Origin of the sequence: Ravibacter arvi (genome assembly GCF_039540405.1) — a bacterium.
GTDB classification, from domain to species: Bacteria; Bacteroidota; Bacteroidia; order Cytophagales; family Spirosomataceae; genus Ravibacter; species Ravibacter arvi.
Map to the genome: position 1 here is coordinate 62781 of NZ_BAABEY010000016.1, position 23078 is coordinate 85858.

Annotated in this window: 18 protein-coding genes; 7 read left to right on the forward strand and 11 right to left on the reverse strand. The window is 51.0% G+C overall.

Annotation, left to right across the window (positions count from 1 at the left end; translation table 11 throughout):
• The first annotated feature begins 226 nt into the window (after nucleotides 1-226).
• From ABD852_RS07785 to mnmA, 6 genes are all read left to right on the forward strand, one after another.
• Nucleotides 227-1633, forward strand: a complete 1407-nt coding sequence (locus ABD852_RS07785) for a hypothetical protein (protein WP_345027683.1) — start codon at nucleotides 227-229, stop codon at nucleotides 1631-1633.
• Between the two features lie 67 nt (nucleotides 1634-1700).
• Nucleotides 1701-2828, forward strand: coding sequence for a 5-(carboxyamino)imidazole ribonucleotide synthase (locus ABD852_RS07790; RefSeq protein WP_345027684.1), 1128 nt, complete (start codon nucleotides 1701-1703; stop codon nucleotides 2826-2828).
• A 50-nt stretch (nucleotides 2829-2878) separates the two neighbouring features.
• Nucleotides 2879-3364: a 5-(carboxyamino)imidazole ribonucleotide mutase gene (purE, locus tag ABD852_RS07795; RefSeq protein WP_345027685.1), complete on the forward strand. Its 486-nt coding sequence runs from the start codon at nucleotides 2879-2881 to the stop codon at nucleotides 3362-3364.
• Nucleotides 3365-3401: 37 nt separating this feature from the next.
• Complete coding sequence (locus ABD852_RS07800) at nucleotides 3402-4046, forward strand: LysM peptidoglycan-binding domain-containing protein (RefSeq protein ID WP_345027686.1); 645 nt, start codon at nucleotides 3402-3404, stop codon at nucleotides 4044-4046.
• Nucleotides 4047-4080: 34 nt separating this feature from the next.
• Nucleotides 4081-4413 (forward strand): Dabb family protein, encoded by a 333-nt coding sequence (locus ABD852_RS07805; protein WP_345027687.1) that lies wholly within the window; start codon nucleotides 4081-4083, stop codon nucleotides 4411-4413.
• Between the two features lie 146 nt (nucleotides 4414-4559).
• A complete protein-coding gene (gene mnmA / locus ABD852_RS07810; RefSeq protein WP_345027688.1) occupies nucleotides 4560-5669 on the forward strand; it encodes a tRNA 2-thiouridine(34) synthase MnmA in 1110 nt (369 codons plus the stop codon).
• A 457-nt stretch (nucleotides 5670-6126) separates the two neighbouring features.
• On the opposite strand, the gene ABD852_RS07815 is transcribed toward mnmA, so the two are convergent.
• From ABD852_RS07815 to ABD852_RS07845, 7 genes are all read right to left on the reverse strand, one after another.
• Nucleotides 6127-7611, reverse strand: coding sequence for a mandelate racemase/muconate lactonizing enzyme family protein (locus ABD852_RS07815; RefSeq protein WP_345027691.1), 1485 nt, complete (start codon nucleotides 7609-7611; stop codon nucleotides 6127-6129).
• Between the two features lie 117 nt (nucleotides 7612-7728).
• Nucleotides 7729-8625, reverse strand: a complete 897-nt coding sequence (locus tag ABD852_RS07820; RefSeq protein WP_345027815.1) for an RraA family protein — start codon at nucleotides 8623-8625, stop codon at nucleotides 7729-7731.
• 335 nt (nucleotides 8626-8960) lie between these two features.
• Complete coding sequence (pyk, locus tag ABD852_RS07825) at nucleotides 8961-10400, reverse strand: pyruvate kinase (protein ID WP_345027692.1); 1440 nt, start codon at nucleotides 10398-10400, stop codon at nucleotides 8961-8963.
• A gap of 80 nt (nucleotides 10401-10480) precedes the next feature.
• A complete protein-coding gene (gene priA / locus ABD852_RS07830; protein ID WP_345027693.1) occupies nucleotides 10481-12985 on the reverse strand; it encodes a replication restart helicase PriA in 2505 nt (834 codons plus the stop codon).
• 59 nt (nucleotides 12986-13044) lie between these two features.
• The gene (locus ABD852_RS07835) at nucleotides 13045-13986 is read right to left on the reverse strand and encodes a hypothetical protein (protein ID WP_345027694.1); all 942 of its coding nucleotides are present in this window, start codon (nucleotides 13984-13986) and stop codon (nucleotides 13045-13047) included.
• A gap of 45 nt (nucleotides 13987-14031) precedes the next feature.
• On the reverse strand, nucleotides 14032-14934 hold the full coding sequence (locus ABD852_RS07840; RefSeq protein ID WP_345027695.1) for a glycosyltransferase family 9 protein: 903 nt from the start codon (nucleotides 14932-14934) through the stop codon (nucleotides 14032-14034).
• Between the two features lie 360 nt (nucleotides 14935-15294).
• Complete coding sequence (locus tag ABD852_RS07845; RefSeq protein WP_345027696.1) at nucleotides 15295-15936, reverse strand: DUF1684 domain-containing protein; 642 nt, start codon at nucleotides 15934-15936, stop codon at nucleotides 15295-15297.
• Between the two features lie 278 nt (nucleotides 15937-16214).
• Here ABD852_RS07845 and ABD852_RS07850 point away from each other — a divergent pair, with 278 nt between their 5' ends.
• Entirely contained in the window at nucleotides 16215-16592 is a 378-nt protein-coding gene (locus ABD852_RS07850; RefSeq protein WP_345027698.1) for a hypothetical protein, read from the forward strand.
• Between the two features lie 67 nt (nucleotides 16593-16659).
• On the opposite strand, the gene ABD852_RS07855 is transcribed toward ABD852_RS07850, so the two are convergent.
• The 4 genes from ABD852_RS07855 to ABD852_RS07870 all read right to left on the reverse strand — a co-directional run bounded on the left by ABD852_RS07855 (nucleotide 16660) and on the right by ABD852_RS07870 (nucleotide 23068).
• Nucleotides 16660-18759: a protein-disulfide reductase DsbD family protein gene (locus ABD852_RS07855; RefSeq protein ID WP_345027699.1), complete on the reverse strand. Its 2100-nt coding sequence runs from the start codon at nucleotides 18757-18759 to the stop codon at nucleotides 16660-16662.
• Between the two features lie 194 nt (nucleotides 18760-18953).
• Nucleotides 18954-20225, reverse strand: coding sequence for a threonine ammonia-lyase IlvA (gene ilvA / locus ABD852_RS07860; protein WP_345027700.1), 1272 nt, complete (start codon nucleotides 20223-20225; stop codon nucleotides 18954-18956).
• Between the two features lie 74 nt (nucleotides 20226-20299).
• Nucleotides 20300-21346, reverse strand: a complete 1047-nt coding sequence (ilvC, locus tag ABD852_RS07865; RefSeq protein ID WP_345027702.1) for a ketol-acid reductoisomerase — start codon at nucleotides 21344-21346, stop codon at nucleotides 20300-20302.
• Between the two features lie 51 nt (nucleotides 21347-21397).
• Complete coding sequence (locus tag ABD852_RS07870) at nucleotides 21398-23068, reverse strand: hypothetical protein (protein WP_345027703.1); 1671 nt, start codon at nucleotides 23066-23068, stop codon at nucleotides 21398-21400.
• Between the last annotated feature and the right edge of the window lie 10 nt (nucleotides 23069-23078).

Genomic DNA, 23078 nt, shown 5'->3' on the forward strand with positions numbered 1-23078 from the left:
TGCAATGTTTTTTCCGACATAAATTGTTTTTTTGTGCAAACGAAGGCCCTTATAGCCTTGTATACGCCGGAAAAATAATTGTAAGCGTCAGCTGTCTGAGATCGGAAATCGGAAATCAGGGATCGGAAAGCTGAAGCGTGTGAACGGGAATCAGTGTAGCGAGCGGCTTACACGACGCGGCTAATGCAGCGCAGCCGATTTCTGATTTCCGACATCTCTTTACCCTATGAAATATTTGCTCACAACAGGGATGCTGTGCCTGCCATTCTTTTTATTTTCCCAGACGGCAGCAAAAAATGTTCCGGACGAAATCCCGGCAAAGTCTTTTTTCAACAAAGATCTCCGCATTAATCTGAACGAATCGGGAAGCCAGTATTTCAGATTCGTGTTTCTTAACCAAACGTGGGTGCGGCTCAACGAAAGCAATCCGGGCACTACTGTATTCGGAAATCCCAAAAATCAGACACTGGATTTCGGACTAAGAAGAACCCGCATCCAGATGTACGGACAGGTTACCGACCGGGTCTTTCTTTACATGCAATTCGGGATGAACAATTTTAACCGGACAGCCGCCTACCAGGCCAATGCGCCGGCCGGAATTACCCAGAACCGGAAAATTGCGGCTTTTTTTCACGATGCGGTCGGTGAATATGACTTGTGGCGGAGAGGGGAGCAATTCGTTAGGATCGGAGGCGGGCTGACGGTAGTCAACGGGCTATCAAGGTTCAGTCAACCCAGTGTAGGTTCTATTATGACTACGGACGTGCCGGTTTTTGCGCAGGCAACAGTGGATCAGATCGATCAGTTCGACAGGAAATTAAGTATTTACTCCCGCGGTCAGGTGGGTAAATTCAACTACCGGGTGGGCGTGGCCGACATGTTCCCGATAGAAACCAACGGCGCGGCTACGGCGGGGATAAGCGAACATTCGGTTTTTACGAGCAGTCGCCTCGCCAAATCTTTTCAAGGTATGCTGATTTATAATTTCTGGGACACGGAAGACAATACCACGCCTGGATACATGACGGGGACTTACCTGGGAAAGCGGCGGGTGCTGAACCTGGAAGCCGGCGTAATCAGCCAAAAGAATGCCACCTGGCGGAAAGCAGGCGCGGACACAGTTTATCATGATATGTTGCTGTGGTCGGTAGCTGCGTTTTTGGATAAACCGATCCGGGAGAGTAACGGGGCAGCTTTATCGGCCTATTTTGGATATTATGGCACTTCCTACGGTAAAGGATATCTTCGCTTTAACGGGATCATGAACCCCGCAACCGGAACCGGTAAGCCGCTTGCAGGTGCGGGCGGTACCCACGGCAATGCCTTCCCGATGTTCGGAAACGGAAGCGTAGTGTATACTCAGGCAGGTTATAAATTCCGGGATGACCTGCTGGGAAGCCAGGGCACGCTGATGCCTTATGTTTCCTGGCAAAGCGCCGATTACGACCGGATAAGCGGCAGAATGAACGTCTGGAATGCCGGGCTCAACTGGCTTGTCAATGGTCACAAAGGCAAGTGGAGCCTCAATTATGAAAGCAGGCCCTATTTTGCCAATGAGGCTGGTGACGGGCCGTCGCTGCAAAAGAAGGGGCGCAAAAGCGCGGTGGTGCTTCAGTACCAAATCTCGATTTGAAGGTATATTTTTTTCTTCTCCGCTTTTTAGCCGATTTTTGCAGAGAAATAGAACATATAAGTACTTCATGCTTTCTACGAAAATAGGTATCCTGGGCGGCGGGCAGTTGGGATTGATGTTGTTGCAGGCTTCAGTGGACTGGAATCTGGACATCAGCGTTCTGGACGGAGATCCGGATGCCCCCTGCAGTAAACTGGCGCCTCACTTTCAACAGGGCTCCATCCAGGATTTTGATACCGTATATGCCTTCGGTAAAGGCCTCGACCTGATTACCGTCGAGATTGAAAAGGTCAATATAGATGCGCTCGAGGCGCTGGAGAAAGAAGGGAAACAAGTATATCCGCAACCGTCTGTCCTCCGTATTATACAGGACAAACGGGTTCAAAAGCAGTTCTACCAGGATCACGGGATTGCGACGGCTCCATTTGTGCTGACCGACAGCAGGGCGGACGTCCGCTCAAACGCGGCTATGCTGCCTGCATTTCATAAACTGGGAAAAGACGGGTACGATGGCCAGGGCGTGAGGAAAATTGCAACTGCCGACGATTTCGAATCGGCGTTCGATGCGCCTGGCGTGTTGGAAAAAGCCATTCCGTTTGAAAAGGAGCTGGCGGTTATCGTCGCCCGGAGGCCCGGCGGTGAAGTCAGGACTTTCCCGGTTGTGGAAATGGCATTTCACCCCGAAAAACACCTGGTGGAATACCTGTTCGCACCTGCATCTGTCACGCGGGAAGTAGAAGACAAGGCCGTTACGCTGGCTGTTGAGGTAGCAGAAGCACTGGGTATAACAGGCCTGCTTGCGGTAGAAATGTTTCTCACAAAAGAGGGTGATGTGCTGGTCAACGAAGTGGCGCCACGGCCGCACAACAGCGGGCACCATACGATACGAGCCAATGTTACCTCGCAGTACGAGCAGCATTGGCGGGCAATCCTCGACCTTCCTCTCGGTGATACCAGCTCGTTTTCGCCGGCGGCTATGGTTAATTTGCTGGGAGAGCCCGGGTTTGAAGGTCCCGCCCGTTACGAAGGAATAGAAAAGCTCCTGGCGGAAAAGGCGGTATTCCCCTTTTTGTATGGTAAAAAGATTACAAAGCCATTCCGTAAAATGGGCCACGTGACGGTGATGAGCGAAAATCTGGAGCTGCTTACCGAAAAGGTGGATTTTGTGAAATCAAATATCCGGGTGATCAGCTGATCGGTGCACCTGCATAGAGAAATAAATCAGATCGTATAAACTAGCTAATAATGGTAGGGATCATTATGGGAAGCCTTTCTGATCTGAGGATCATGAAAGAGGCCGGAGATGCATTGGAAGAGTTGGGCATTGCTTTTGAGATTGAAGTGGTATCGGCGCATCGGACGCCGGAGAGAATGGTGGAATACGGCCGGTCTGCGCGTGAGCGTGGTCTGAAAGTCATTATTGCAGGCGCGGGCGGAGCCGCTCACCTGCCCGGAATGGTCGCTTCTCTGACCACGTTGCCCGTTATCGGCGTACCGATTCTGTCGAGCAATTCAATTGACGGGTGGGATTCCGTGCTTTCTATCCTGCAGATGCCGGGCGGCGTTCCGGTAGCTACCGTGGCACTCAACGGTGCGAAGAATGCCGGTATATTGGCTGCGCAGATAATAGGTGCTTCCAACGACGAGGTCGCCGCAAGGCTGGCCGACTACAAGGAGTCTCTGAAAGAGAAGGTGGTAGAAATGAACAGAGATTTGAAAAAATCCATTTAATTGCAAGGGTTTTGATCAGATATAGAATCAGGCTATTATGGAAGACGATAGACAAAAAAAACGCAATGTTCGCCCGGTCGAGAAGTCTAAGCTCCCGGTAATTACGCTGTTTATATTGACGGCGTTGGTTGTTGCGCTACTGTTTGTGGGCTATGATTACCTCACTGACGATCCGGGTGATACCAACGAAGTAACCAATACCGACGGAAAACAGGAAGTGGTTTCCCTGGAGGCCTACGATCAGCCTTCACAGATCGATGCCAATGCCTCAGGACCGGCTCCTGTGCCTGGTTCGGCCGGGCAGGAAGCCAAATCCGAACCTAAAAAGGAGGAGAAAAGTGAGGCTTCGGCGGCTCCCGCTGCGCAATCAACAGACGGGAAGTCCTATGTGCATACCGCTGCTTCGGGTGAAACCATTAGTAGTATAGCTACCCGCTATAACCTGACCCAACAAACCTTGAAGTCCCTGAATCCCTCTATAAAGGAAGGGGGGCTCAAGTCGGGACAGAAGGTCAATGTCAGGGTACAGGCCGTCCATACGGTAGGTCCCGGCGATATTTTGAGGGTGGTTGGGAAGAAATACGGCGTAAGCGTAGATCTGATTATGCGGGCCAACAACAAGAACAAAAATTTCGCCGAGCGGGGAGAAAAACTGGTCATCCCGTTCCCGGAAAAGAAATAGTTTTTTTTACAAGTAATTATTTTCAGACAGCGATATGGCAGAATCATCTAAACCCGGGCTTTTTGTACATCATGTATTTTTCTGGATGAAAAATCCCGGCAGTGAAGCCGACAAAAATAAGTTGGTGGAGGGCTTGAATACGTTGATTGATATTCCCGGTTATATTACGGCTCACATCGGCTACCCGGCCGACACCACCCGTCCCGTTATTGACAGAAGCTATGCCATATCCTGGTTGCTGGTATTCAACAATGGCGAAGAGGAAGCTACCTACCAGACGCATCCGACGCATGTGAAATTTGTAGAGGACTACGCTTATCTCTGGGAAAGAGTGGTGGTATATGATTCCGTCGGGCCGAAGTTGTAAGGAGAACTTAACAACCGGTTATTTTGTTACCGTAAATATTCCCTTTTAGGGGACGCACCTGCCCTGATTCTGAATTTTCAAATCGGAGCAGGTGTATTTTTAATCTATAAAAAGTCGGAAGGCCTTGAACCTTCGCAGATTGATCCATGAGTAAAAACGGAAGAATCCTTGTCGCCATGAGTGGCGGAATCGACAGCTCGCTTGCGGCTGTAATGTTACACGAAGAAGGGTACGAAGTGATCGGCATGACCATGAAAACATGGGACTATGCCGGTAGCGGCGGCACAAAAAAAGAAACCGGGTGCTGTTCCCTCGACTCCATCAATGACGCGCGGAACATCGCTGTTCAATTGGGGTTCCCGCATTATATTCTCGACATCCGGAACGAATTCGGGGATTATGTAATCGATCATTTTACCGGAGAGTACCTGGAGGGCAGAACGCCGAATCCTTGTGTGTTGTGCAACACGCATATCAAGTGGGACGCCCTTTTGCGCCGGGCCGATCGCCTGGACTGCGAGTTTATTGCTACCGGTCATTATGCCAATATCAGGCAGGAAAATGGTCGGCATGTAATTTCCAAGGGAATTGATTCGACAAAAGACCAAAGCTATGTCCTGTGGGGGATTTCCCAGGAAAGTCTGCAACGTACCAAGCTGCCCCTCGGGCACCTCAGGAAAACAGAGATCAGGGAGATGGCCGGAGAACGTGGTTTTGTGGAATTGGTGAACAAATCAGAAAGCTACGAAATCTGCTTTGTGCCTGATAACGATTACCGCGGCTTCCTCAAACGAAGAATCCCGACTCTGGAGGCTGAAGTCGCCGGCGGAAATTTTATATCTACAGACGGGAAAGTACTTGGAAAGCACGAGGGATACCCGTTTTATACAATCGGTCAGCGTAAAGGACTGGGAATAGCACTTGGCAGGCCGGTCTTCGTAACCGAGATAAGAAAAGAGACCAACGAGGTAGTGCTGGGTGACATGCCCGATCTCTATAAAGACGGTATGGTTGTCCAGCGGCTCAACCTTCAGAAATACCCGGCAATAGAAGGAACGATTGACTCTGTAACGAAAGTGAGATACAAGCACGAAGGTGCGCCTGCCACTCTCTTACAGGAAGGTCCCGATAAAATTACGGTGAATTTCCATGATGCAGTGAGCGGAATCGCGCCGGGACAGGCCGCTGTTTTTTATGAAGGCGACGATGTAATCGGCGGAGGCTGGATCACCAAAAGTTTCAGAACGGAGGAATAGCCTGCAAGGGCCTGTCATTTCGAGAAAGAAGTTTTTGCGAAAACGCCTTGTAGCGGAGATTACAAATAGATGTTGTCAATGGTAGCCAATGGTAGCCGGAGGCTACCACCCGGACGGTCATCCTGTAGCGCATCTGCCGGATGGTCATCCTGAATGGAACGCAGTGGAACTGAAGGATCTCCTGTTGCTATAAAAAAGTCCTCTGAAAGGGATTGAGTGCAGGGAGCGGGAGATCCCTCCACTGCGGTCGGGACGACCCTCCGGTTGGTGCGGCTCCAAACTTGTTGTTGTCAATGGTAGCGGAACGCAGTGGAGTCGAAGGATGTCCTGTTGCTAAAAAAGTCCTCTAAAAGGGATTGGGTACTGGGAGCGGGAGATCCCTCCACTGCGGTCGGGATGACCATCCGGATAATACCGTCCGGATGGTCATCCTATAGAATTCCCGGTTTACTCCACTTTAGCTCCACAACCGGTCGTGAGAACGTACATCGTCCCACTCCGTGGTAGGAGCAAAATAGCTTTTGTCCTTGGGGTGCAGGTGTTGTTTCACCACCTCATCGTTCAATTCGATTCCCAACCCGGGAGCGCTCAGGGGGACAACACCGTAGCCTTTTTCGATAAGCTTACGGCCATCGGTGGTTTTTACCAGGCTTTCCCACCAGTCTACGTCTACGGAGTGATGCTCCAGCGCGAGAAAATTCTGAGTAGCCGCCGCACAATGTACGTTGGCCATAAAACTGACCGGGGTCCCGGCAAAGTGCATGGCCATTGCAATCCCGTTTTCTTCGGCATAGTCCCCGATTCGCTTGGTTTCCAGCAATCCGCCTGAAGAGGCGAGATCCGGGTGGACGATGTCTACTGCATGGGCATCGATCAGGGGTTTGAATCCTTGTTTCAGGTAAATATCCTCGCCGGTAAGGGTAGGGGTATCCAGGGCTTCTGTAATCTGGCGCCACTGATCGGTGTATTCCCACGGGACCATGTCTTCAAACCATGCCAGTCGGAATTTGTCAAGCGCTTTTCCGAGCCGGATGTTATTGTTGAGATCAAAATGCCCGTAGTGATCGGTGGCTATCGGAATCTGGTAGCCGACCACTTTTCTGACCGATTCTACCACGCCCGCCATATATTCTATGCCTTTTTCAGTGATTTGGACGCCAGTAAAGGGATGTTTGGTATTCGCGTAGGAATGCCAGTCCCCGCCCCATTGGGAGTATGCACCGCCCCAGAATTCGTTGTTCACCAATCCGTCAGGCATGTTACGCAGCAGGCCAATGGATACATCCATTTTCAGCCAGGAATAACCCTGGGTGACGGTCCTGTATTTTATCCGCTCCTGGAAAGTGCTCAGATCTTTGAATTCGGGCGTGTCGGCGTAAAGCCTTACTTTATCGCGGTAGCGGCCGCCCAGGAGCTGCCAGCACGGAACGCCATAGGCTTTCCCGCATAAATCCCACAATGCCATCTCTACCGCGCAAACCCCGCCTGCCTGGCGCGCATGATGCCCGAACTGTTTGATGACCTTGAACATTTGCTCCACATTACAGGGATTCTGCCCCAGCAGCCTGCTTTTAAGCATAAGCGCGTACCGCTCGTCCGCCCCGTCGCGTACTTCGCCCAGGCCATAAATCCCCTGGTTGGTATCGATACGGATGATGGGCGTCCGTCCCACATTCTGTACAATGCAGTAGCGGAGGTCCGTTATTTTTAGCTCCGACGGTTTGGAGGCGCGGCTTACTTTGGAAGTAGCCTGCGCCACGGTATCTTCCACGGACATTGCCATAAAGCCGCCGAGCGCGATCCCTCCCGCCAGGCCTCTTTTCAGGAAATTCCGCCGGTCGTTTTTCGTTGAAGGATCGCCGATCTGCGATTCCGCCTCAGCCCTTTCCTGCCGTTCGACTTCCCTGTTTTGTTCTATAATCTGAGTCAGTATACTTTTCATTCTGCAGAAATTAAAGGTTGTTAGTAAATACTGAAGATATAAACGAGCGATACAAGGGGTCAGACAAGGGTGAGGATCGCCTGTTACTGTTCAGCGGATCGGCCCCCGATCTGCAGCTCAATAATTGCGTTCTTTGAGGTAGTCGTCCAGCTCTTTTTTGGACATCGGGAGTTTTCCGGGGTATTTGTTCAGCCAATCCAGGAAGTCCTTCCGGATGGCTTCACTCCACTGGCTGTCGATATCGCCGGGCGAGTACCTGCCTTCCTTCAGCCGTTTGATGCCGAATTCATCGCGGAGCGCTGTAATTTCCGAGGTGATCACCACTTCCGACAGCAGGTGCGCGGGGATGAACACTACGCCGCCTTTTTTAGCGAGGACGGCGTCTCCGGGCAGCACGGTTGCACGCCCGATGCGGATCGGGACATTGATACCGGCCAGCATCATGTCTTTGATAAAAGAGGGGTCCTCTCCCTTGTGCCAGGCGTTGAACCCTTCTATGCGGGTAAGGCCGGCAACATCCCTGACACCGCCATAGAAGATCACGCCCCGTTTTGATTTCGCATAAATCGAGTTTCCCAGGTTGTCGCCGATAAGCGTTCCGTCAACAACTTTTTGATAGCCGTCAGCTACGTAGACATCGCCGTCTTTCAATACTTCGATCGGCCAGGAATTGGTGAACCCGGCCTGGCCGCGCCCGTCTTTTTTCCCGGCCTCCTTGATCATGTCATGATAGTCGGGCCGCATGGGCATGTATTGAGCGGTAACTACTCTGCCGCTCATGGCGCTGTCCGGGTGTATAATGGTCCAATTCCCTTCGTATTGGTTGTGGTAGCCTTTATTGCGGAGAACCCCCCAGGCTTCTTCCAGGGAGATATTCCGGAGCCGCTCCAGCAGTTCGTCGGATACCCGCGGACGCCCGTCCGGAGATCTTTCTCCCTTCCAAAGTGCAGTAAGACTGGTGATGTCCTCCTTTGAAGGCGTTACTTTTTGCGCGGTTCCCGAGAAAGGAAGCATCAATCCGAGCGATACGAGAAGCAAATTGCATTTATCTTTTAACATCTGCCTGGCAGTTTTGGTTGATATTCTGATTAGGTGAGAAAAATATGCCCCTGGTGCTGTATAGGTTTCAGGCGAAGAACTGTCTGTGTTGTTAAAACCATTAAGCCGGTCAGGAACGAATCTTACTGAATTTTTTTTAGAAAATTTTGTCTATAATGGTGAGTATCACCGGGGCTTCGTTCTGAATCTCCCGTTATTATAGCGAATGCAGCCGGTGGTATTTTTTATGCACCCCGTAAACAAAAACACCGGCAGCAGGCCGGCGTTTTTGTTTACGGGAGGAAGTATGGTTACACAATACTCAATTTTAAAGCATTGGTTTTACGTACCTTGGATATAGGCATGCTCAAAGTATTAATAAACACATCGCCTTCTACAAGCTCACCGCGGTCTACCAGGAATCGCTTAATCGCGTCTATCGTTTCGTCGGTCGAGATATTTTCTTCGGTCTCATAATAGAAAACCCGCGTCCCCCAATACAGGCCGAGCGTATTCATGAGAGTTCTGTTCGACGTAAATATAAAGAGATGAGCTTTGGGGCGGTGGTGAGAGAGCCTCGTGGCTGTGTAACCGGAATTCGTAATCCCGATCAACGCCTTAGCCTTGGTATCCCGGGCCAGGCGGCATGCGCTCATTACTACGTTATCGTAAAGTAGGTCCGGGGCGTTCGGGTCTTCGTTAACCTGCGCATGGTACTTGAAATAAAGCGAGTTTGATTGTTCTTCGATTCTTTCAATGGTACGGGTCATGTTTTGAACCGCCAGGACGGGGTAGTCGCCGGAAGCAGTTTCCGCGCTCAGCATGACGGCATCCGTACCGTCAAGGACCGCGTTGGCCACATCATTGATTTCTGCCCGGGTCGGCCTCGGATTTTCGATCATACTTTCGAGCATTTGAGTTGCTACGATGACCGGCTTCCCTACGCGGTTACATTTTTCGACCAGCATTTTCTGGATCATCGGCACATCTTCGGCCGGAAGCTCCACGCCAAGGTCGCCGCGGGCTACCATGATCGCATCGGTAGCGGCAATAATGCTGTCAATATTTTCAACCGCCTCGGGCTTTTCAATCTTGGCTACAATCCGGGTAGTTTTGCCTTTGGCGTTAATGTATTCGCGAACCGCTTCGATGTCAGAGGCTTTACGCACAAATGAAAGCGCAATCCATTCGACATCGTTCTCAAGTCCGAACTCGAGGTCCTGGTAGTCTTTGGTGGTTACAGAAGGCATGGAGACCAAGGTGTTGGGCAGGTTTACGCCTTTCTTTGATTTCAGGTAACCACCATATACCACCTCAGTGATAACTTCGGAGCCGACAATTTCTGTCACTTTTACCTCCAGCTTGCCGTCGTCCAGCAGGATTCTTTCGCCGACCTTTACGTCGTTGTACATACCGTCATAGGGAGTACTCACGCGCTCGGAAGTGCCAACTACGTTTTCATTGGTGAAGGTCAGCTTCTGGCCGGGCTGGATCAATACGCCCGACTTTTCTTCTACATTCCCGATCCTGATTTTCGGTCCCTGCAAGTCCTGCAGGATGCATAGGTTGAAACCGTGTGTTTCATTAATCTGGCGTATTCTTTTGATTCTTTCAAGATGTTCGGCGTGGGAGCCGTGCGAGAAGTTTAGCCTAAAAACGTTTACACCTGCTTTTGCCAAAGCCACGAGGGTTTCCAGGGACTCGGAAGCCGGCCCGACGGTGGCAACAATTTTAGTTTTTTTGAGTGTCATGAGAATAAATTGGATGCTATTTACTGGGATGGTAGTTTGAAAAGGCGGACAAAAATCTCTGCTTATTTACCCCTCTCTGGCTAAGCCGGATCCACATCTATCACAATCTGAAGGTGTTTCCTGGTCTTGTCAGCCAGTATTTCGTTCACTCTTTCCTGTATCAGGGATTTTACAGCCCTAAAATTAACCTTTTCCCGCTCAAGTTTAATAAGTATATCCAACAAAAAGCGATTCCGGACCCGGTTGACCAGCGGGGCTTCCGGCCCCAGGACGCGTGTCTTTCCGAGTTGTTCGGTGAGCCCGGCGGCCAGAATCTTCGCGGCTTGCAGCGCTGTATCCAGGTCTTCGTGCTTGACGGTCAGTTTGATAAGCCGGGTAAAAGGCGGATAACCGAAGCCGGCCCGCTCAGCTATTTCCGTCTGGTACATCGCATTGTAGTCACCCGCGATGATCCACTGTAAAATTTCCTGCCCCGGGTTGGAAGTCTGAATGAGCACTTTCCCCTTGGTTTTTGCCCGTCTGCCCGCCCTTCCGCTCACTTGCGTCATTAGTTGGAACGCGCGTTCCGTCGCCCTGAATTCAGGGAAATTGATCAGGCGGTCTACGTCGAAAACACCTACCATGCTTACATTGTCGAAATCAAGGCCTTTGGTAACCATCTGCGTACCCACCAGGACGTCGACATTGTTTTCTTCAAAATTCCGGATAATGGTCGAATAGGCGTTTTTCGAACGCGTAGTGTCCAGGTCCATCCGCTGCACCCGTACTTCGGGGACCAGAATTTCCAACTGACTTTCTATTTTTTCGGTGCCGTAACCCATCGTTCTCACCCGTGCCGACCCGCAATGCGGGCAGGTGCGCGGAACCGCTTCACGGTGACCGCAGTAATGGCACCGAAGCTCCGCTTCCCGCATGTGGTAGGTAAGCGTAACATCGCAATTCTGGCAGGCCGAAATCCAGTCACAGTCCTCGCATTGCAGCCAGGGCGCATAGCCCCGCCGGTTCTGGAAAAGGATGGACTGCTCACCGTTTTGGATATTTTTTTTGATCGAGTCCAGCAGGATAGTTGAGAACTCTTCCTTCACGTTCCCTTTTTTCTTTTCCTGCTTCATGTCAATCAGCACAAAGTCGGGCAGGGTTGCAGCGCCGTAGCGCTCGGTCATGGTCACCAGGCCATACTGCCCGCTCCGGGCGTTGTAATAGCTCTCCAGTGAGGGCGTTGCAGAGCCGAGCAGCACTTTTGCCTTGTGCATGAAACCCAGCATTACGGCAACATCGCGGGCGTGGTACCGCGGAGCCGGGTCATACTGTTTGTAGGAGCTTTCGTGCTCTTCGTCCACAATAATGAGGCCGAGGTTGTCGAAGGGCAGGAAAATGGCCGACCTGACGCCGATCACAAACTGGAATTTCCCTTCGACCAGTCCTTTCCATACCTCAACCCGTTCATTGTCCGAGAATTTCGAATGGTAGATGCCCATTTTGTTGCCGAAAACCTTTTGCAGGCGGGAGACAATCTGGGTGGTGAGGGCTATTTCAGGAAGCAGGTACAAGACCTGCACGTCGCTCCTGAGTGCTTTTGAGATCAGGTCAATAAAAACTTCGGTTTTACCGCTCCCGGTTATGCCGTGCAGCAATACGACCGACTTTTCTTTGAACAATTCGTGGATTTGTTCCGAAGCCTTTTGCTGGCCGGGAGAAAGCTCAACCGACTGCAGCGCCTCAGTTGGAGGAGCGTCAGCAATGCGGGAGACTTTGGCTTCAAATTGCTCAAAAATACCTTTCCGGATCAGGGTCGCCAAGGCGCTTGCTGACAGGCTGTCCGATTGTGTAAAGATGGATTTTTCAACCCCCTTCAGGTTGAGTTCGGGGTTATTAAATACCGGCTGATAGCTGAGGTACCGGAAAATAATATCGAGCTGCTTGGTGTTCTTCTCGATCGACTTCACGAGCTCTTCCAGCTTTTCGGTTTCCTGGTACGGGGAGGCGAGCCTGATTTTCGCGATGGTTTTTGGCTGGTATTTTTCCTTGATTTCTTCAAAAATGATTATGGCGCGCTTGCTGATCAGGCTTTTGATCAGGCTCGTGACATTTTTGCGCTCAGCCAGCCGTCCCAGCTCCTCGTAGGTCAGCATACCGTGCCTTTTTACTTCCTCCATCAGGAAGCTCTCCTCCTGTGTAAGCAGTTCGGGATAGTCAAAGTCCGGGTTGAACTGAATTTTTGACTGGTTGGTAATTTTCAGGCCTGAAGGGAGCGCAACATTGAAAACCTCCCCGACGGCGCACATATAGTACTCCGCCATCCATTTAAAAAGCGCTATCTGGAAGCTGGTAACAAGCGGTTGTTGGTCCAGTAGTTCCAGGATGTACTTGGCGGTGTAATGGGTGGGCGGCGTGTCGTGAATACGCTCCACCAGGGCAGTGAGCACCCGGTTTTTGCCAAACTGTACGACTACCCGGCAACCGCGTACCAGGTCAGCCGACATTTCCCGCGGTACCCTGTAAGTGAAGAGCCTGGGTACGGGCACGGGTAGAATGACATCGGCAAAAAGCGTAATTTCCTCTTCAAAAAGTGACTCCTGATTCAAAAGTTGGTTGCCTGGATGCTTTTTCTGGAAACGGCTCCGGCCCGGGGCCGGAGAAAGACTTACTTGACCGAGAAGTCGCCCTGGCCGATTTTGTAACCTTCGGCGTAGAGTTCCACGACGTACTTGCCGCTTTTTAGCGGCACCCCACCGCGACCGTAAATGATAGACGCCGGTGTACGGGTGTTTTTATAAGCTACTTTCTGTTTGGAGCTGTAAATGGTCTCCCGCTCGTGGTAAACAAATGAGCCCGATCCAGTGGCCATATCCGAAAGAACCGCACCGTCAGGATCGAGCACCCGGAGGTAAATCTCTTTGTCGTTGGCCTGCGCCACGGCATTCTCCGCCAGTTCAAAACTCACTTTCAGCTGGTTGATGCGTTTCGACCGGTAGCTTCCGCCCTCCCGTTCTTTCCCTTTTTCCGATATGGCAGCTACCTGTATCTTTTCGGCCCTCAGGGCGGAGGCCAGCGAGATTTTTTCTTCCAGCTCTACCGTTCTGGTGCTGAACGCGTCGATCTGGTCGCCTAGCTCTTCTTTTTCAGACTGCAATCCGGAGATCTGCTCCGATAGTTCCTGGTTTTTTGCGGTTGCCGTTCCAAGCTCCTGCCTGAGGCTCGCAATTTCCTGGTCTTTTTCAGCCAGCATGCTTTCATAGCCCTTTATCCTTTCCTCATACTTCCTGACAGAAAAGCTATTCCGGTCTTTCAGCAATTGCTTGTCTTTTTCAAGCTGCGCTTTCATAGAGAGCAACGAATCGACCCTTCCGCCGAGCTGCTGAATCTGGGCAATCTTGATATCGAGTTGCACCGAAATAGAGTCCAGTTTGCTTTTGGTGGTCAATACCTCTTCCATCCGCGCGGCTATGACCGAATCTTTCGTCGAGTTCTCTTTCCGCTCCTGGTAAAAAAAATAGAGCAACAAGACATTGAGCAGGGCCAGGATGGCGAGGGCAGCCCAAAGGAGGTTTTTACGGTCTTGTTTTTGTTCTCTGTTGTAGCTCATATCGCGAGGTAAATAATATGCTTGTTCAATGGGGAATGTTATTGGTCAGCTCACTACTTCAGACGGCAGTACGTCTCGTATCGATCGGGTTACGCGCTCAAGGCTGAGCTCGGCGCAGGGTTTGCCCGGTTCCCGTATGATGGTACAATTTTCCCCCGATCCGAATTTTCCTGAATAAGGGTTATAAGTTTCGAAATTACCCAACGTTCCCATGAGGACGAAGCCGTAGGTTTCCACGGCGTTGGCCAGGTGGGCCGGCCCGCTGTCGAGGCCGATGAAAAAGTCTGCGCCGCGGATTACCGCCCCGGTTTCGAGTATCGAAAGCCGGCCGGTCAAATTAACATACCGCGGGTCATCGACATTGAGATTGCTTTTGAGCCCTACTTCAACAACCGTACAACGGTAACGCTGAATAAGCCATTTTACCAGTTTTTCCCAGTTTTCGGCAGGCCAGTCTTTGGGCGCAAAATTAGACTGGCAGTGTACCACGATATACCCCTGTGGAAGCCCGAGCGATGCCGCCTTTTGTAAATGAGACTCTTGTAAATACAGCCTGGGCTGTTGATCTGCCGGGAGGGACAGGTCGCCGACCTCAGCGAAGACTTCCAGGAGGTTGCCGAATTCAAAATAGTTGAATACGTCAATATTTTTCGCTACCGCAATCGGGTTGTCGTAGAACTTCTGACAGGTTGGGCAATGGTTATTGTTCCTGAACTGAAGTTCGTACACATGGTCAAATACGCCTGATTTCAGTATGACTTCACGCTGTGTCACACAAAATTCCGGAAATACTTCGTCTATATGTGGATTTACTTCCACGAGTTCTCTGAAAACCGGCTTGACAAACCAAACGACATGCGCGTCGGGATGAAGGTTACGCACTTCTCTCGACAAAGGCTCAACCGCAACGATGTCCCCGAAATGTTCGGTCCGTACCACCGCTACCATTTTTATCCCGGGATTCCGTTTCCTGAACCTTCGGAATTCATTAATGGCTTGATTCCCATATAGATGGGCTTTTGAAATGTGCGAGTACTTACGATACCGGTGGCTCCACAAATCAACAAGACCTTTTAAGCCCATATGTGAATTTTTCTTTTTGATAACTACAATACAAAGTAACTAATAATCCACCTGATAGGGAGATTTTATGCAAACTAATACAGCAAAACCCCCGATGAACTGATATAATATTCTAAAAAAGCAGGCCAGTTTACATTGTGGAAAAGAAGTAACAATACAATTGTCCGGTAAAACAATCCGATGGCTGCAGACACGTCAGCGCCAGACGGGTGAAAATCAGCCCGGTCAATGTTGCGCGCTATTCCGCGAACGCCGTGTTCCCCGATAATTTCGTTCTCCCGCTTCTACAGCCTGCGAAATGGTGTTTTCGGCAGGCGGTATGGGGCAACGAAAGCCGTCTGCATAGGCGCACCACGGATTGTAGGCTTTGTTGAAGTCCAGCAGGATATTTTCGGCGCCTGGAGGGATAGCTACGTCCATGTAGCGACCGCCGCCATAAGTGGTTGCAGCATTGGTTTCGTCCCTGAAGGGTACGAAATACGTGGGTTGGAGCGCGGCCAATGCACCGAAGCCGCTTCTGAATGCGGTAAGCCGGTGCGGTTTGCCTTTGAGTTGAAAATGCAGGATCGCGTACCTGACGAAGGTCTTGGTACTGCCATCGAAAGCGGGCATTTCAAAGGGCTTTTCTCCCCTTAACAATTCTATCCGCGCCATTACGGCAAAATCTTCTTCGGGGGGGAAGTACGTAATCGAAGCCGTGTCCTCCGGATGCAGGGGCGAATCTTCAAGTTCCGTCAGGGTAGCCTGTTGTTTTTTCCTGAAGCTTTCAATTTCCGCCTTGCGGTTCTGGGCCTGGACGGTACCCGTAACTGCCGCGCAGCAAATGAATGCCGTTATAACGTGTAACCCGGCAAAAAATCTGGTCATAACTGATATTCTGGTCGAAAGAAGAACGCTCTCTTGCCAACAATAGTGTCCCGGGTATCTGTTCCCGGAATTATGCCATCTTCTGGCATCTCCCGTTGGTCCTCCCTTGCCGGCGGCGGCTGCAGGATCGGGCGCTTTGATAATTTGCATCAGTAAATTCATACTATCCGGCCCTTTAACAGTTAATTCGCTAGTTTTCGTGCTAATATTCCGGCGTTATAAAAATTTCAGGATACACTACTCATTTGAATCAGTTGAAGCACTTACCACCAACACCGATGAAACCGTTTTCTGAATATTCTGCAGAGGAGTTGGCTATGGAACGCCTCTTCATCAGGTGGGTGGTTGTCCCTGAAGATGCGCCTATCCGCGCATTCTGGGAAAAATGGCTTGAAAAATTCCCGGAGAAACGTGAAACCGTCAGGACTGCAGCCCAATTGGTCCGTGGCGCCTCCGACTGGCGTTCTCCCAACGCACTTTCGGGGGAGGAGGTCAATTCGATCTGGGGAAGAATCCGTTCCTCGATCGGGCAGGTTAATGAAGAGCCGCTTGATTCACGTATGAAGATTTTGAAAATCAGGATGCTTTACTACAAATGGCACATCCTGATTGCTGCGGTTGTCATCCTGCTGATACTGGCCCGCCTTTTCTCCTGAGCATAATGTAAATTAACACTTTAGAACGGGCTTATTTCGCCTGCAGCCGTAATTTCGGCGAGGCGCATCATTTTTGCGGTGAATGGAAAGCCGATTTCCCTTTTTCAAGAAACGTGACAAAATTACCGGAACTCAGATCATAACCGGTGGGTGGAACAAGCAGTTTCCCGTCGTGGTCAACGATACAGTAGTAAGGTTGGGCGTTGTTGTTGTATCGTACAATCTGTATGTCTGCATTTCTGGCGCCGATGGTCTTTTTTACCCGCTGGTCAAAATTGGAAGTATACCATTCCTGCTCGGGTAGCGTGGTCTTATCGTCGACATAGAGCGCCACTACTACAAAATCTTTTTTTAGTCGCTCCAGCACGTCCGGATGGCTCCATACCCGGGCCTCCATTTCCCGGCAGTTTACACAGCCGTGGCCGGTAAAATCGATAAATACGGGTTTGTTAACCCTCCTGGCATGCGCCAGCGCCTGTTCCAGCTCAAAGAAGCCCTGCAGTTGATGGGGAAGTTTGAAAAGCTCTGCGTACTTGACGGTTTCGCCCGTCGCCGCTGCGCCTTCCGACGAAACACTACGACTCAGATCAAAGTCGAGCGTGGTTTGCGGCGGCAGGTACCCGGCCAGCTTTTTAAGCGGTGCACCCCACATCCCGGGTAGCATGTAAACAACGAAGGCGAAGGTAATGACGGAAAGAATAATGCGGGGTACGCTTATTTTTTCAACCGGGGAATCGTGCGGTGTCCTGATTTTTCCGAGCAGGTAAAAACCCAGGAAGGAAAAGATTACAATCCAGAAAGCCAGGAAAATTTCGCGGTCGAGTATGCGCCAGTGGTACACCTGGTCGGCTATGCTGAGGAATTTGAGTGCCAGTGCCAGCTCGAGGAAGCCGAGCACTACCTTGACGGTATTGAGCCATCCTCCGGATTTGGGCAGGCTTTTCAGCCAGCCGGGGAATAGCGCAAATAGGGTAAACGGGATGGCGAATGCCGCCGAGTAGGCCACCATTCCAACGATAGGCTTCAGGATTTGCCCGCCGGCAGAGGCGACCAGGATACTGCCTGCGATGGGGCCGGTGCATGAGAACGAGACCAGCACAAGGGTAAACGCCATAAAAAATACGCCGGCAATTCCCCCCTGGTCGGCTTTGGCGTCAATTCTGTTTACCAGCGAACTTGGGAGGACAATCTCGAACATCCCTAAAAAAGCAAGCGCAAACAGGAAAAACACCAGGAAGAAAAAGACGTTGGGTACCCAGTGGGTGCTCAGGAAGTTGGCGAAGGCCGGGCCGTTTATCCTTGAAACGATAACGCCGATGAAGGTATAGATCAGTATAATAAACAGGCCATACAGAAGCGCTTTTTTCCGGCCGTCTTTTTGCTTGGTAAAATAGCTTACAGTCATAGGGATGACCGGGAATACGCAGGGCGTGAGGAGCGCGGCGAGGCCGGCCAGAAATGCGGCCAGCGCGAAGCCCCACAGCGAGCCGGAGTCACCGCCTGATGCCGGAAGCGGCTGAGCGGTTTCTGTCGTTTGCGATGCGGCCGGGGCAGGAGCTATTGCCGTGTCGGCCGGTGGAACGGCTGTTGCAGTATCAATGGCATCCGGTGCAGGAGTAGCCTGCGCTATGGGGGGCGCTACCGGTTCTGCAGGGGCAATATCGGCTGCCGGTTTAGCGGTGGCGGGTGCATCGGATACCCGGAGTGACGTGACGGAGAAAGCCTCATCTCCGGGTACGCACATGCCGGAGACATTGCTACAGGTAAGGAACCCGATTTCCCCCTTTATTACGGGGTTTTTCTGAAGGATCTTAACAGTTTGCCGAAAAGTGGCTACGCGTTCAAAGAAGGTGATGTCGGCATCCCATATTTTGTCAAACTTCTTTTGGGCGCCGACGGGCTTCAGCTTCCCGACCAGCTCAAAAGACGGGTGCGGCTCAATGGTGACGGACGTGGGGGTGGGCCCTAACTCAGGGTCAATGTCAGAGGAGTATAAGTACCAGTCCTTGTCTATGGTAGCCCGGAAAACCAGGTCAACCTGGTCGCCGGTCTTCAGTTCTTTTGTGGCGGGGCTTACCTCGAAGCGGGCATGTTTTTGAAACTGGGCGCTTGCGGAAAAGCTTGAAAGCAAAAGTAAAATGAGGCAGAGCCGATGGATTTTTAGCATAGGTTCTAACTTGGACAAACGGATAACACCGCTCCTGCGGGAATAAATCCCGTAGGAATGTTAACAATCGTTATCAGCCTTAAAAACAGAATATACGGTGTATAAGGGGACTCCCTTTCCTGTTTCAAAGGTAATGGAATTCAAAGCTATTTTCCTAGACCTATTTCGGTCTACATGCTGAAATGCTGCCGCGATTACACGAGATAACGGAACAGATCGGGTTGATCATTGACGTATTCAAATGTAATGCCGGCGTCGGTCATCCGGTCTACAAGCGGCTGATAGTGCTCCTTTTTTTGTAGTTCAATTCCTACCAGCGCAGGCCCCTGCTCTTTGTTGGTTTTCTTGATGTATTCAAACCTGACGATATCATCATTGGGACTGAGTACATTCAGAAATTCGCGGAAAGCGCCTGCTCTTTGCGGGAAACTGATAATAAAGTAGTGTTTAAGTCCCTCGTAGAGCATTGACCTTTCCCGGATTTCTTCTGTACGGGTAATGTCATTATTGCCGCCGCTGATCACCAACACTACGTTTTTGCCCTCGATTTTATCTTTGACCAGGTCCAGGGCCGCTACGCTCAGCGCGCCTGCCGGTTCCGCCACGATCGCCTCCTCGTTGTACAACTGCAGGATGGTCGTACATACTTTCCCTTCCGGAACGAGCAACACCTCGTTCAATACATCACGACAAATTGTGAAGGTAAGATCGCCGACTTTTTTAACCGCAGCCCCGTCAATAAATTTGTCAATTTCGGTAAGTTCGGTCACTTTTCCCTCCAACAGGGAGCGGGTGAGTGAAGGCGCTCCTTCCGGCTCCACGCCGATAATTTGGGTGGCCGGAGAAAGCTCCCCGAAAACAATCCCGATGCCGGAGGCCAGACCGCCGCCGCCGACAGGGAGCAACAGATAGTCGATCGGGAATTCCGATTGCTCCAGGATCTCAAGCCCGACGGAACCTTGGCCTTCTATTACATGAACATCGTCGAAAGGGTGAACGAAGGTTGCGTTTTCCTGCTGGCAAAATGCGAGAGAAGCCTTGTATGAATCGTCAAAAGTATCGCCCCAAAGCCGTACGTTGGTCCATTCTTTGCCAAACATCCCGACTTGCCTGATTTTTTGTGACGGAGTCGTAGTAGGCATAAAGATGGTCCCTTTTACTCCCATCTTGCGGCAGGCGAACGCTACTCCCTGGGCGTGGTTGCCGGCGCTTGCGCATACAACGCCGCGAAGCAGATCTGCTTTGGGAATGCTGGCCATTTTGTTGTAGGCACCCCTGACCTTGTAGGACCTGACAATTTGCTGGTCTTCCCGTTTCAGATAGATATTGGCCCCGTATTTTTCCGAGAGATGGGCGTTGAACGCGAGCGGGGTGTGGGCAATGACGTCTTTTAACCGGTGAGATGCCTTTAATATGCCTTGAAGTGAAGGCTGTTCACTGTTTCCGGCTTCAGGAAAAGAGCGCATATTGATGAAGAAGTAGATTCCGGAAACCGCATCGAAGATGATGAACCTTTTGATGCGGTTTCCGAAGAAGGAGATTAGTTGCGTTCCGGGCGCAGACTTCTGACAGTCGCACCTGCCTGCCAGATTTCAGACTCACGGAGTTCTTTCAGCTCAGCCTCCAGTTTTTCGCGGTAGTCAGGCTGTGAGTTCCGGGTGATAGAAATTTTTGCCTCGTTGCCGGTCTTCACTGAGTTGTAAAGTTTTTCGAAAACAGGCTTCGTCGCGTCACGGAAAGGTCTCCACCAGTCCAGTGCACCGCGCTGTGCGGTAGTCGAGCAGTTGGCATACATCCAATCCATCCCGTTTTCTGCTACCAGCGGCATCAGGGATTGAGTAAGCTCCTCTACTGTTTCGTTGAATGCTTCGGAAGGTGAGTGGCCATTTTCACGGAGCACTTCGTATTGAGCGGCAAAGATTCCCTGGATCGCCCCCATCAGAGAGCCGCGCTCACCGGTAAGGTCAGAGGTTACTTCGCGGTAGAAGTCAGTTTCGAAGAGGTAGCCTGAACCTACGCCGATTCCGAGTGCGATAGCTTTTTCGCGTGCTTTACCGGTAGCATCCTGGAATACGGCGAAAGAAGAGTTAAGTCCCTTTCCTTCCACGAACAAACGACGAAGAGAAGTTCCTGAACCTTTTGGAGCAACCAGGAATACATCAACATCGGCAGGAGGTACAATACCGGTCTGGTCTTTGTAAGTGATACCGAAGCCGTGTGAGAAATAAAGAGATTTCCCGGCAGTAAGGTGTTTTTTCACAGTCGGCCAGAGTTCAATCTGTGCTGCATCAGAAAGGAGGTAGCAGATAATGCTGGCTTTTTCCAGTGCTTCTTCTATTTCAAAAAGCGTTTCTCCCGGAACCCAACCGTCCGAAACGGCTTTATCCCAGGTTTTACCGCCTTTTCTTTGTCCAACGATTACATTGATACCGTTGTCACGGAGGTTTAAGCTTTGGCCGGGTCCCTGAACCCCATAACCAATTACAGCGATGGTGTCATTCGCCAGGAACGCCTGCGCTTTCTCCAGTGGGTATTCTTCACGGGTTACTACATCCTCTTCCACTCCTCCAAAGTTCAACTTTGCCATTTTTGAGATACTTGTTTAGTGATTAGAAATATTTCGAATACAAATTTAGGTCTACAAACGTAGCTGTTTTCCGGTAATCAGCCGGTACTGTTTTTTTCCTTCGATTATACCTACCTCTACCTCAAACGCTTTGGATTTGAAATAATCGGTAGCATACCGGTCCATTTGCGCATCGGGATAGTAATAGCTTCCGTCGAGAAGAAGGCGGTGCAGGGGGCGCTGCCTGTGATAGGTGGGCAATATATGCGTTTCGCCATTATCCGCCCTGAAGATCAGGTAAGCGCCGTCATTTTTTCCCATACCCCGGGCAACGTTCGCGACTGAAACATCCACTCCGCCATCAGCCTGGTGAAGCGCAACTTCGATTTTGCCTTCAACCGGCGCGTCCGGAAGCGTTTCAAAAGGGTATTTTTCCGGGTGATAGATGCCCTGTTTGTATACGCCTTCATAAATATCGTCGACGCGTTTGCGAAGCGACAAATAAATTGGTGATGAAGGAAGCGAGCGGTTATGGTACCATTGGTAGGCGTCAATCAGAAAGGTCTTCCGGTACTTGTCCAGCCCACCCCAATACATCAGGTAAGCATTGGCGCAGAAAAGTACGGACCCGGCTACTAGGGTATTCTGTACCACAGACGAGCGGAACCATACCGGGTTGTAGCGGACTGCGAGCAAATAGCTGAAAATGATCCAGAACAGGTACATGTGCCGGTAGCGGGGATTGAAAAAAGTCTCCAACCCCTCCGAAGCTCGTCCGGACGCAAGCACCAGCAGGACAATTGTGATAAAGCCGAGTGTTCCCCAGAGAAAAGCACTGTCTTTTTTGAGTGTATTTTTCCTGACAACGGTATTCTTTACCTCTTTTACCAGTAATTGCAGCACAAAAATCAGGCCTGCAAGGCCGAATGCCAGAGATAGGCCCTCCCTGAAAAGCATCGGAAAAGTGGGACCGGGATCGGCCCAGATGCCAAAGAGGGTGATCAATACCAGAACAATCTGGAAGGGGTTGGAAAAATTGTCAGAAAATTTAGGCCGGTACGCCGGCATTTCCAGCCCTGTAAAGTAAAATCCGGACACAATACCGAGCACCAGCAGCCATATCGCTGCTTCCCGCCAACGGTACTGGGCAGCGAGCGCCAGCAGCCCTGCAGGAAGAATAAAATTCCCCGAGACGTCAGCGTAAATGGTGAGCAGGCCCGTCGCCAACGCCCCCAGCAGCGTGGCGCGGGTACCACGGGTCAGCAGCCACATCGTCAGGATCGCCCAGACAAAAACGGCGAGGTGCTGGAACGGGATCATCGCCCAGAAAATGGTCTCATAGAACTGGATATTGAACAACACCCATACTATGGGTACCATCAAAACCAGGCTGGTAGCTGTTGATTTGAACCAACGATACAATACCGCGGGGACAATCAGCAGATTCAGGGCGCCGCCAATCACCATGAGTTTCAGGTTCAGCTCCCCGTTGAAAGTGTAGAGGAGATAAGCAATCAGCCTGTCCACTACGATCCGTCGTTCATCGTCCTGTTGATAAAGTGCCCGCCAGAACCCGGCCCACAAAAAATCCTGGCTGTGCAGCAGGAGCACCGGTTCCAGGAGCGCGTCGAAATCGTCCTGAAAAGGCGTGTTGGTGCTCATGGCGAACACTGTCCACAGGAAGATCACAATGGGAACAGCGCAGCAGGCAAGCAATAAAGGACGGTTGATACGGGCGGTCATTAACGGTTGG